Origin of the sequence: uncultured Acinetobacter sp., from assembly GCF_947626835.1 — a bacterium.
GTDB lineage: Bacteria > Pseudomonadota > Gammaproteobacteria > Pseudomonadales > Moraxellaceae > Acinetobacter.
This window is the reverse complement of sequence record NZ_CANQTS010000006.1, coordinates 89,651-101,681: the sequence shown is the minus strand read 5'-3', so window position 1 is coordinate 101,681 and position 12,031 is coordinate 89,651. Positions and strand designations below refer to the sequence as shown.

Genomic DNA, 12,031 nt, shown 5'->3' with positions numbered 1-12,031 from the left:
CCCCCCCTGATCATTGATCAGGGGGCCTTTTTTTATGCCTGAAATTTGTATGAAATCATTTTTTGCCTACCTTTCTACACTGATATGCATCAGAATCGTGCAGCTATCCTCTCGAAATCTATAGCAGTAGACCTAGACCTAGAACATCAAAGATCTTCATGTTTGAAAGGACCAATTAAGTATATGTTGATGAATAAAACCTAGCTTATTTTTTACTGTGTTGGAAAGTGTAAACGGGTAGGCATCTTCTAGCCCCATACTGCGATTTAAGGCATTGAGATTAAAGGTGAGGGTGGTCCAACTGTGTAAAATTTTCTCAAAATTTTGTGCACCAATTGGACACTCATCTATAGTAAGATTAGAAAGTCGACCTTGCGATGCATTGACTGCTATGCCGGCATAAAATGCAGTTTCCAAAGTTTCCATTATATGTAAATAATGTGCCCAAGTTTCGGCCCAATCTTCCCAGGGGTGTGCTGTAGCATAGGTACTAATATAATCTTGCTGCCAATTTAAAGGTGGGCCATTTTCATAATGTTGTTTGAGTGCTGCACTATAATCTTGGCGTTCATCACCAAATATCTGTCTAAATTCATCAATTAATTTTGGATGTAAGATTTCAACTAAATGCAGATAATAATGACCGCTCTCATGTCGAAAATGTCCTAGTAATGTTCGGTAATTTTCTCCCATATTTACCCGCGTGGTTTCCCGGTAAATCACATTGGCTTCTTGTGCATTCAAGGTAATTGTGCCATGACTATGACCTGTCATTACATGTTGACCATTCAATGGTACGAGAAAGTTAAAACGTAATCCAATCAGATCATCATCGTGTTTTTTAGGTTTGGGCATAATATTCAAGCGTTGAGCGAGATATAAAAAGCGCTGTTTAGCTTGTTCAAGCTGACGCCAATACTCAATATTTTCAGCTTGATCTAAGGGTGGGATAATATGAGTCAATTGACAAGATTCACAGTAAATTTGCTCACTGTCTATATCTAAAATCCAGTTGCAAATTTGATAATTTTTATTGTTATAACAAGGCTTAAATTTTTGTTGGGCAAAGAATCTATCTTGATGTTTTACCTGCCAAACTTCATGGGTAATTTCATCCAGACACAATAGCTCTTGGTGTTGTGCAGAGTAGCCAATTCGGCAATGACATGTATCACAATGGGTTTTTGCATAAAAGATTTGATGATGACATTGACTGCATGAAAAATAGCGCATGGCTGATCCAAAATGATATAAAAAACTGCATGATTTATTGTGGTTTAAATCTATGCATAATTCACTTCATTTTTTGTGCTGAAATTGCATAATTCTTCATTTAAGTCGGTATTGGTTATTAAGGGGGTATTTCAATCTGGGTTTTCATTAAAAATGATTATTTATTATGGTGTTTTTCGTGGTTAATTATTTTATTAAATTTAAAAATTAATGATTAATTTCAATACTTTAAATTTTTGTATGATGCGTATATAACGCATCATACAAAAACAATGCTACTTAAATATTAAAATTATTTGCATGTTCTTATACTTAATAAAAGAAAGTAGCTTTTAAGTTTTCGGCCTTTAGCTTGGTGGCTTATTAATTGAAAAACATAACCATCATCAAGAAAAGAGATCTGTATAATCACGTATCTATTGGTGCTTAAAAAATTTTACTTTAAATATAGATTTTGAATTTTCTTCCATCAGGATAATGGTTTTATTTTCTCATAATGCTTTTTTGTTAGCTGTTATATTCATCAAAGGGTATCTTGATTTGTCTTATGGATATTATTTAACATAATATTCATTATACGAAATCAACTTATAAGCCCCAAATAGAAATGTCCGCTTTTAGAATATGCACTTTTGCAATTTCCTTAGCGGACGGTTTGATATGTTGGTGTCTATGTCAGATAAAGAACTTAAACGATTGTCGGTCTTGCAGGAAATCTGTGATCAACGCATAACTCAATCCCAGGCTGCTCAACTACTTCATATTTCAGAGCGTCAGATCAGACGTTTATTGCAGAAATACAAAGCTCAAGGCCCAATGGCATTAGCTCATGCTGGTCGTGGCCAAACCAGTAACTCTAGGCTTCCTGAAGAACTCAGGCTCAAGTGCCTCAATATTGTTTCAGAACAGCTTTATGGTTTCGGACCCACTTTAACGCATGAAAAGCTCACCACCGTACATGGATTCGATCTTTCAGTAGAAACCTTGCGTTCCTGGATGATTGCAGCCGATTTATGGATTCCTCGCTGCAAGCGCCTGAAACGCCCATATCAGCCTCGTTATAACCGAGATTGTTATGGTGAATTGATCCAAATTGATGGCTCACACCATGATTGGTTCGAAGGACGCGCTGCTAAATGCTGTCTGCTGGTATTCATCGATGATGCCACAGGAAAATTGCAGCATTTACGATTCTGTGAGTCGGAATCAACATTTGACTATATGATTTCGACACGTTTATATGTCGAACAGCATGGTAAGCCATTGGCCTTTTACAGTGATAAACATTCAGTCTTCAGGGTGAATCAAAGCAGCAAGAAACACACCAAGATTACCCAGTTTGGACGCGTGCTCAGTACTCTCAATATCGATATCATCTTCGCTAATTCACCATAGGCCAAAGGCCGTGTAGAACGTGCCAATAGAACGCTTCAGGACCGTCTGATCAAAGAGATGCGTCTAGAAGGCATCAGTTCGATTGCAGATGCCAATAAGTGGTTGCACTGCTTTATTGAGCAATTTAATCGTAAATTTGCCAAGATGGCTTTTAATCCCAAGGATCTGCATCGGACTGTCACAGAAACAGCCGAAGAATTAGATGATATTTTTACTTGGCGTGAACCCCGCAGGGTCACGAACAGCTTGACGATTACTTATGATAAGTGCGTATATCTCTTAGAGAATACAGAAGAAAATCAGAGGCTAATGGGTAAATATATTGAGTTTCTAGACTACCCGGATGGTACGGTAGCGATTGAACATCAAGGCAGAAAAATCAATTACAGCATCTTCAATAAATTAAGTCAGCTCAACCAGCGAGAGATCGTTGAGAATAAACGTTTGGGTTCTGTGTTGGCACATATTCAACAACAGCATGAGTAATTGGAACAATAATACAAACGTAATCGTTCTCAAAAGATGCCAAGAAGACGAGCACAAAAAACAGTAATCAAACAACGAAAGTTGAATCCTGTGCTTGACTTGGAAATGTCCATCTAGGACATTTCTACTTGGGAATAACAATGATTATTCACCAAAAAGCGCTGAAATTTTTTCAGCGCTTTTTTATATAACCTACAGATCTTTAAAATAAATTTTAGCTAATTTTATTATTTTGCCAAGTAAGTTTGGATTTCATCTAAAACCTGCTGTGGCTTTTCACCATGCAACCAGTGACCTGCATTCTTAATCATAGAAATCTGAGCTTGTGGAAACTGTTGTTCAATTGCCATAAAATGCTCAGGCTTAGAAATATAGTCTGAACGTTCACCACGCAAAAACAATACTGGTTTATGCCATGCTGCTTGCCGTTTCCAATCTAAAATATTGACATAATTATTTTGCAAAGATAATACATTAAACAACCACTTCCCTTTGTTAAAAGATTTTAATAGAAATTGAATCACCATGGGTTCATCAATAAATGTCTGCATAATTTCTGTGGCTTGTTGTCTCGTTGTAATATTTGCTTGCTCTACTGCAATTAATGCTTTAAAAATTTCACTATGATGATAATCTTTTGATGAAATTGGTGTAATGTCTAAAACCACAAGTTTATCTAAGCGCTCTGCTGCTATGTCTGCCAAACGCATGGCCACCTTCCCCCCCATAGAATGACCAATCACATGAAATTTTTTAACATTTAAGTGATTCAAGGTATCCAAAACGTCTTGCGCTAATGCATCATAATCATGCTGATCTGAATGTGCTGATAAACCATGATTTCTTAAATCAATTTGCAAAGTAGCATATTGGTCTTGTAAAGCACGTGCCAACATTCCTAAATTACTTAAACTACCAAATAATCCATGGAGAAAAACTAAAGTCTCGGTCTGACCTTCTTGAGTATGATATTGATAATGAAGTTGCATATTTTTGATTAACTGAAAAAAACAGCAGATATAGTGGTTAGATTTATCAATTTAATCAAGTAGCCTCAAATATCCCATCTACATTTATTTAAGCATTTTATTACTTTGGATCTACCCTACTTTGGCAGATTTGATGATGTTCTTTTTAAGTAAAGCAATGAACATGTTGGTCAATCCTACCTTATTTTATAAGCGATAACATGCATAGGTAAATTATTGGGATTTTATCTTTAAAATATTTCTTTGTGTTTTTTACTGTTATTTTTCAATCAATTGACTATTTTTAAAGCAATTTTTAAATAATGACATATCTTGCCATAGTATTCAAAGTGTTAAAAGTTTATAAATGTCACCCAATTACTAAGCTCAGTATAAATAAAATATAGGGTTTTACTCTCCATGAAATGAGCACTTTTGTCTATTTTAATGAAATAGAAATATCTAAAACTGGCAGAAAAAAATTAAAAAATGGAAGTTTTTAACATTGTGAAATACTTGCAAAATTTACAATATATGACCTGAAAAACACACTTAGTATTTTCCTATAAATTGACAAGTTAAATACTAGGTGTCTTAAAATATGCAATAATAGCGCAAATCTTGTTGCGATCTTACATAAACATATTGCAGATTTAATCTTGGAGTAATTTGAATGAGTTCAACCATTTTGGTCATTCACGGCCCAAATCTAAACTTACTTGGACAACGTGAACCAGAGGTTTATGGTTATTTAACATTAGAAGATATTAACCAGCAACTTATTCAGCAAGCTCAACAACATCATATTGAATTAGAGACTTTTCAAAGCAATTGGGAAGGCGCCATTGTAGATCGGATTCATGCTGCAAAACAGCAAGGGGTTGCATTTATTGTGATTAACCCTGCAGCTTTGACGCATACCTCTGTGGCATTACGAGATGCCTTATTGGGCGTGGATCTTCCATTTATTGAAGTGCACTTGTCTAACGTACATGCACGCGAAAGTTTTAGACATCATTCTTATTTATCTGACAAAGCAGTGGGCGTAATTTGTGGCCTAGGTGCCAAAGGCTACGCTGCTGCTGTCGATTATGTTATTCAACATCTTCAACCATCTCATTAATACTCAGGAACTTGAACCATGGATATTCGTAAAATTAAAAAACTCATCGACCTGATGATTGAATCTGATCTCCAAGCGATTGAAGTAAAAGAAGGTGATCAATCAATCGCGTTAACACGCCGCGTGCCTGTAGTTGCAGCACCAGTTGCGGCAATGCCAACGCCGGGCGCTGCTGCACCTGTAGCAGCAAAATCTGCACCACGCGGTGCTGTTGAGACTTCACCTATGGTAGGTGTGTTTTATGCAGCATCAAGCCCAGGTGAAGCGCCTTTTGTGAAAGTGGGTCAAACTGTTACTGCGGGTGAAACTTTGGGTATTATTGAAGCCATGAAAATCATGAACCCGATTGAAGCAACGCAAAGCGGTGTGGTTGAAGAAATTTTAGTCAAAAATGGTGAAGTGATTCAGTTTGGTCAACCACTTTTCCGTTATCGCGCTTAAGTCATCACCACGAGGAACGATAATGTTGCAAAAAGTATTAATTGCAAACCGTGGTGAGATTGCACTTCGCATCACCCGTGCATGTAAATCGTTGGGCATTAAAACGGTTGGTATTTATTCAGATGCTGACAAAGATTTAATGCACTTACGCTTTTGTGATGAAGCTGTGTGTATTGGTCCAGGTGCAAGTAGTGAAAGCTATTTAAATATTCCTGCGATTATCACAGCGGCAGAAATTACAGGTGCTGATGCGATTCATCCAGGCTATGGCTTTTTATCTGAAAATGCTGAGTTTGCAGAAATTGTAGAAAACTCAGGTTTTATCTTTATTGGCCCACGTCCTGAACATATTCGTTTAATGGGTAATAAAGTTTCTGCCATTACTGCCATGCGTAAATCAGGTGTACCTACTGTACCGGGTTCTGCCCATGCAGTGACCACACAAAATGCCTTAGAAGAAGCTAAAAAGATTGGTTTTCCATTGATTGTAAAAGCAGCTTCTGGTGGTGGTGGTCGTGGTATGCGTATTGTGGAGCGTGTAGATACCTTACTTGAATCTGTACAAGCTGCGCAACGTGATGCTGAGATGTGGTTTGGTGATGATACGGTCTATATGGAACGTTTCTTACAAAAGCCGCGCCATGTTGAAGTGCAAGTATTAGCGGATGGCCAAGGTCATGCGATTCACTTATTTGATCGTGACTGTTCATTACAACGTCGTCATCAAAAAGTACTCGAAGAAGCCCCTGCCCCAAATCTGCCTGAAGAAGCACGTGCACAAATTTTAGAAGCGTGTGTACATGCCTGTCAGTTAATGCAGTATCGTGGTGCAGGTACCTTTGAATTTTTATTCGAAGATGGTGAATTCTTCTTTATTGAAATGAATACCCGTGTTCAAGTTGAACATCCTGTGACAGAACAAGTTACAGGTATTGACATCATTGAACAGCAGTTACGTATTGCTGCAGGTTTGGGTCTTGATATTCAACAAGAAGATGTGATCTGTAAAGGTCATGCCATTGAATGTCGTATCAATGCTGAAGACCCAACCACTTTTATTCCATCTCCGGGTAAAATTGAACAATTTTATGCCCCAGGTGGTGCAGGTATTCGCTTAGATTCGCATATCTACCAAGGTTATAGCATTCCACCTTATTATGACTCAATGATTGCTAAAATCATTGCACATGGTAAGGATCGTGACACAGCGATTGCCCGTATGAAGCAAGCGCTAGACGAAACTATTTTAAGTGGCATTAAAACCAATATTCCACTACATCGTGAGTTGATTTTAGAAGATGAAAACTTCTGTAAACAAGCGATGGATATTCACTATCTTGAAAAACATTTACTCAAAAAACTTGAAGCTTATGCTGAAAAAGTGGTTTAAGTGCTAAAAAAAGCCGCTCATTTGAGCGGCTTTTTTTATGGCAAAATGCGTTTTAAATTTGCAAAACATTGTTTGGATTGGTCTTCTGCACAAAAGGAGATTTGATTGGAGTTTTTCCATGTCACGGCAAAACGTGAGATCTCACCACTTTCATCTTCTTGTATACCTGAACAATCTGTTTGGTTGTTATCATATAAGATATGTAACATCATTAAATCAGGTACAGCATCCTGATCAAAGCTCGGTTGATAAGTATAATGACCAAAAGACCACTCCTTCGCGCTTTGAATCAAGACTGACTGATTGCTTTTAAAATTATAGTATTCATGACATTTTTGATTCTCAGGAATTTGCATTGCCCATAGTCCCACCAAAGCATTACGATTTTTAATCTGAACGGTATTTTCGCTTATAGGTGCTGTGTGAGCTAGGTTTAAGCTAAACAAACTTAAAATAGTGATAAGGACTTTGATTTTCATAAATTTTTAAGCTTTATTTCTCTTATACAACATCATACTCACAATTATTTGGCTAAACTAGTCTTTCTTTATTGTGCGGTTAGGTAGTTAGGTAAGCGACGGACCCATAATAAACCTAAAAGTGTAGCAAATCCTGCCATTATAAAAATGATCTCACCACCGAGTAGTTGCCAATATTGGCCTGCCAAGATGCTGCCTACAGCCACACCAATGCCCCACATGGTACTATATAGCGCTTGTGCTCTGCCCTGTTGTTGTTGTGAGAAATAATGAAAAATAATCCGCATGGCAATTAAATGAAATAAACCAAAACTAAAGGCATGAATACATTGTGCCAATGCTTGTGCAAGCAAAGACTCAGCAAGCAAACCAACCACAATCCAACGCGCCGCCGTGAGGATTAAGCAGCAACTGACTAAGGTATGCATTCCCCAACGCCCAAAGAAAAATTGTGCCCAAGCAAACATCATAATCTCAGCAATTACGCCAATTGACCATAAACCACCAATAATCGTGGTGCTAAAACCATGTATTTGCAAATAATTGCTATAAAAGCTATAAAAAGGTGCATGTGAGAATAATAAAATTAATTCGATAAAGAAAAATGCACTGACGACAGGCTGCTTTAAGATCGGCCAAATCGATTCAAGTTTTTTTTGTGCACTCGGTGCATGTGCAGGTTCTTGAATACTAAAAGACCAAAGAAATGCCAATAAGGCAATACACAGTAATAAAATAGGTAAATGTTGAATGTGAATAAAATCTAACAAGGCTCCAATACCAAATACAGCCACAATAAAGCCAATGGACCCCCACTGACGTACCTTACCATATAACTCAGCACGTTGATCGCCTAACCAAAATAAAGTCACACCCTCAAACTGGGCAAGAATTGCATTTTGGAAAAAGCTAAAAATCAGCATTAACAAGGCAATAGATTGAAAATGATTGGGGATAATAAAAATAATTAACCAAATAAAGGCTTCGACCCACGTAGCAATACGTACCAACAGCATACGTTTACCTGATTTATCAGCAATCCAACCCCAAATAAAAGGCGCAAAGAAACGAGTAATAATCGCTAAGGAAGCTAGATAGCCAATTTCAGCATAACTAAAACCTTGATCCTCTAAATACAAACTCCAATATGGCATAAACGTGCCAACTATCGCATAGTAAAAGAAGTAAAAACCAGCTAAACGATTTTGGATTTGCATCGTGTCATCACAACTTACAAATGCAACTATGATATGTCGAAAATAAGTATCTTGCTGTAGAAAAACAACTTTTTTTTAAATTTACACTTATTTTGGATTAATGATATAAAAATAAACAACCAAAAAAACTAAACAAACTATAGATAAAAATAAGTAACTAGATAAGTTGTTAAAACTTAATAAAAACTTCTTAATTTCCATAAAATGTCTCACCCGCTAGAATTTTAATCTGTGTAGTTATTATAAATAAATAATTTTAAAAAAATTAAATTACTCAACATAAATCAAAAAAACAATAACTTATATCACATTTTTCTTTAATATCGTTACACATGAAATACATTATATAACTTAACTAATCAATGTGTCATCATTTAGTAAATAAAAAAGGGCATTGTCTGTAATCACAATACCCTTTTTCTGAATCTATTTTTTACTGCAATGGTAAATGTTGTAGCTCATTCAACTCTTTACGGCTATAGCCACGAGATGCTAAAACTTTCTTAATGCCAAGAATCACATCTTCATCAGTTGCCTGAGTTAATGCTTGGATGAGTTGCTCATTTGATTTACATGCGCAATCATTTTCCACACAAGCAGTCTGATTTTTATGTACGTTCAGCTGTTGATCAGCGAACAGTTTTTGCCAAAAACTCATAGAGCCTTCATTGATAACCTAACATAGTTCGAAATATAGCCAATATTTAAAATAAAGCAAGGGGTTGTGAGTGATAAAAGCAGCACTTGTGATCGCCTTTTTTCGATGAAAATAGCAGAGGTGAACGATATAATTAAGATAATAGCACTTGCTTTTTTATAACTATTTATTTTACTTATAAATATAAAAGGAGCTCTTAATAGAGCTCCTTTTTAAGCCTGTATAGCGCCGTGCTTATTTTTGCTCCAACAACACACCAGACTCGACATGATGGGTATATGGGAATTGGTCAAACAACGCAAATTGAGTCACTTGATGAGTTTGTCCTAATGTTTGTAAATTTTCATATAAGGTATCTGGATTACATGAAATATAAATAATGCGTTTAAAGCGTTGTAGTAGTTTTAAGGTTTCATCGTCAATACCAGCGCGTGGTGGATCAACAAATACTGTATCAAAGTCGTAGCTTGTAATATCAATATTGGCTTCTTGCAAACGACGGAATTCACGCTCGCCATTATATGCTTGGGTAAACTCTTCAGCGGATAAACGTGCCACTTGAATATTATTAATGTGGTTTTGTTCAATATTCCACTGTGCTGCATATACCGATGATTTGGCTAATTCTGTGGCTAACACACGACGAAAACGGGTTGAAAGTGGTAAGGTAAAGTTACCATTACCGCAATATAGTTCCAGTAAGTCTTTTTCAGACTCACCTGCTACATCACATGCCCACTGCAACATTTTTTGGCACACTTGAGCATTGGGCTGAGTAAAACTACTTTCAATTTGTTTGTAAATATATTCACGTTCAAACACATTGAGTTTTTCAACCACAAATTCATTGTCTAAAACAAATTTCTGTCCGCGGCAACGCCCAACCAATTGCACATTTAACTTTTGAGCTAAAGCTTGTGCTGCAGTTAGCCAGTCTTGTTCTAATTTACGATGGTAGATTAAAGACACCAACACTTCACCACTGAGCGTGGCCAAGAAATGCACTTCAAATAAACGCTGCGACAAAATAGGATCAGCTTTCATTTCTGCCAAAAGTTTTGGCATCAGTTGATTAATACTTTGATCGGCTACTTCAAATTGGTCAATGCGAATGACTTTTTTCTGCCCTTCTCTATCACGTTCAAACATGGCATAGAACATGTCATCTTCAGTATGCCAAACACGAAATTCAGCACGCATACGATAATGTTGTTCTGGTGAGGCGAACACCGTTAAGGCAGGCGGATTAAATTGTGCAAATTGCGCCGTGATACGAGCAACTTTGGCATCGAGTTGTTGTTGATAAGATGAAGTCATATGCAAACATGTAAACAGCTATGAAAGGTGCTTCATAGTAACAAAATTTGTAGTTGTTACCTAAAAAACTTGAATATAAAGCCTAAAATTTAAGAAGATCCACGTTTTGGTAGTCTTCTTAAATTTGATTTAATACTTAGGCTATTTTAGTCAACAGAAATATCTTCAAAAAGTACTGAAGATAAATAACGTTCGCCTGCATCTGGTAAAATCACGACAATGTTTTTACCGGCATTTTCAGGGCGTGCTGCTAATTGCGCTGCGGCTGCCATCGCTGCACCACTTGAGATTCCAACTAAAATCCCCTCATGTGTTGCTGTTTTACGCGCCCAGTCAATCGCATCTTGGCTTGTAATGGTGATCACTTCATCCACTAAATCTAAATCCAAGTTTTTCGGGATAAAGTTAGCGCCAATCCCTTGAATTTTATGTGGTGCTGGAGTTAAGTCTTCCCCGCGTTTAGCTTGGCTAATAATGGGTGATTCTGCAGGTTCTACCGCAACTGAATAAATAGGCTGCTTTTGGACTTGCTCAAAATAGCGTGAAATACCTGAGATCGTGCCGCCTGTGCCCACCCCTGCAACCAAGATATCGACTTGACCGCCTGTGGCTTGCCAAATTTCAGGACCTGTTGTGGTTGCATGAATTTGAGGATTGGCTGGGTTTTCAAACTGCTGTGGTAAATAGTACAGTTCAGGTTGTTCTTGGCTTAAACGTAGTGCTTCATCCACGGCGCCTTTCATGCCCTTAGCAGGTTCAGTCAGTACTAAATGTGCACCTAAGGCTTTAAGTACTTTACGACGCTCGATACTCATACTCGCAGGCATGGTGAGAGTAATTGGATAACCTTTTGCCGCTGCTACAAAAGCCAAGGCAATACCGGTATTACCACTGGTAGGTTCTACAATATGCATGCCTGACTTGAGCACACCACGCTGTTCTGCATCTTTAATCAGTGCTGCGCCTACACGACATTTTACCGAAAATGCAGGGTTACGTGCTTCCACTTTAGCCAATACAGTGGCTTGGGATTGAATTGCACGGTTAATACGTACCAGTGGTGTGTTGCCAATTGCCTCAGCGTTATTTTCATAAACTGCAATGCCTAAATTATTTGGCGTTGGAAAAGCAGCATCTGTCATGTGTCGATCCTTCATGCTATTAAAATTTTCGTATTTATCATACGTTAATTCTCAACAATTTTGCCTCTAAACAACCAACAAAGCTGTATTTATTTAAACAAACTTCATAGATCTATATTTACGATTAAAGTGTCTATAAATTCACCAAAAATGGCGTATTTGGATTGATTTAAAATCGAATT

11 protein-coding genes and 1 pseudogene are annotated in these 12,031 nt (G+C 37.2%); 4 read left to right on the top strand and 8 right to left on the bottom strand.

All coding sequences use genetic code 11. The features are described from left to right. Nucleotides 1-156: 156 nt before the first annotated feature. Nucleotides 157-1,233, bottom strand: coding sequence for a putative zinc-binding metallopeptidase (locus Q0Z55_RS05000; RefSeq protein WP_297425024.1), 1,077 nt, complete (start codon nt 1,231-1,233; stop codon nt 157-159). A 672-nt stretch (nt 1,234-1,905) separates the two neighbouring features. On the opposite strand from Q0Z55_RS05000, the pseudogene Q0Z55_RS04995 reads away from it, so the two are divergent. Beyond that, nucleotides 1,906-3,231: pseudogene (locus tag Q0Z55_RS04995) on the top strand (ISNCY family transposase). A gap of 110 nt (nt 3,232-3,341) precedes the next feature. On the opposite strand, the gene Q0Z55_RS04990 reads toward Q0Z55_RS04995, so the two are convergent. Beyond that, nucleotides 3,342-4,103: an alpha/beta fold hydrolase gene (locus Q0Z55_RS04990; RefSeq protein WP_297425022.1), complete on the bottom strand. Its 762-nt coding sequence runs from the start codon at nt 4,101-4,103 to the stop codon at nt 3,342-3,344. A gap of 652 nt (nt 4,104-4,755) precedes the next feature. Between Q0Z55_RS04990 and aroQ the strand changes: the two genes are divergently transcribed. From aroQ to accC, 3 genes are read left to right on the top strand one after another with little or no spacing between them, the layout of a single operon-like run. Continuing rightward, nucleotides 4,756-5,205, top strand: a complete 450-nt coding sequence (gene aroQ / locus Q0Z55_RS04985) for a type II 3-dehydroquinate dehydratase (RefSeq protein WP_297425020.1) — start codon at nt 4,756-4,758, stop codon at nt 5,203-5,205. An 18-nt stretch (nt 5,206-5,223) separates the two neighbouring features. Further along, a complete protein-coding gene (accB, locus tag Q0Z55_RS04980) occupies nt 5,224-5,646 on the top strand; it encodes an acetyl-CoA carboxylase biotin carboxyl carrier protein (RefSeq protein ID WP_297425017.1) in 423 nt (140 codons plus the stop codon). A 22-nt stretch (nt 5,647-5,668) separates the two neighbouring features. Beyond that, entirely contained in the window at nt 5,669-7,036 is a 1,368-nt protein-coding gene (accC, locus tag Q0Z55_RS04975) for an acetyl-CoA carboxylase biotin carboxylase subunit (RefSeq protein ID WP_297425014.1), read from the top strand. A gap of 35 nt (nt 7,037-7,071) precedes the next feature. On the opposite strand, the gene Q0Z55_RS04970 is transcribed toward accC, so the two are convergent. The 6 genes from Q0Z55_RS04970 to cysK all read right to left on the bottom strand — a co-directional run bounded on the left by Q0Z55_RS04970 (nt 7,072) and on the right by cysK (nt 11,849). Beyond that, complete coding sequence (locus Q0Z55_RS04970; protein ID WP_297425011.1) at nt 7,072-7,515, bottom strand: hypothetical protein; 444 nt, start codon at nt 7,513-7,515, stop codon at nt 7,072-7,074. A 68-nt stretch (nt 7,516-7,583) separates the two neighbouring features. Beyond that, a complete protein-coding gene (locus Q0Z55_RS04965; protein WP_297425008.1) occupies nt 7,584-8,732 on the bottom strand; it encodes an MFS transporter in 1,149 nt (382 codons plus the stop codon). Nucleotides 8,733-8,819: 87 nt separating this feature from the next. Beyond that, on the bottom strand, nt 8,820-8,933 hold the full coding sequence (locus Q0Z55_RS04960) for a hypothetical protein (RefSeq protein ID WP_297425005.1): 114 nt from the start codon (nt 8,931-8,933) through the stop codon (nt 8,820-8,822). Nucleotides 8,934-9,165: 232 nt separating this feature from the next. Then, entirely contained in the window at nt 9,166-9,390 is a 225-nt protein-coding gene (locus Q0Z55_RS04955) for a hypothetical protein (protein ID WP_297425003.1), read from the bottom strand. 234 nt (nt 9,391-9,624) lie between these two features. Further along, nucleotides 9,625-10,707, bottom strand: a complete 1,083-nt coding sequence (gene trmA, locus Q0Z55_RS04950) for a tRNA (uridine(54)-C5)-methyltransferase TrmA (RefSeq protein WP_297425000.1) — start codon at nt 10,705-10,707, stop codon at nt 9,625-9,627. 146 nt (nt 10,708-10,853) lie between these two features. Next, nucleotides 10,854-11,849, bottom strand: coding sequence for a cysteine synthase A (cysK, locus tag Q0Z55_RS04945; protein ID WP_297424997.1), 996 nt, complete (start codon nt 11,847-11,849; stop codon nt 10,854-10,856). Nucleotides 11,850-12,031: the final 182 nt, after the last annotated feature.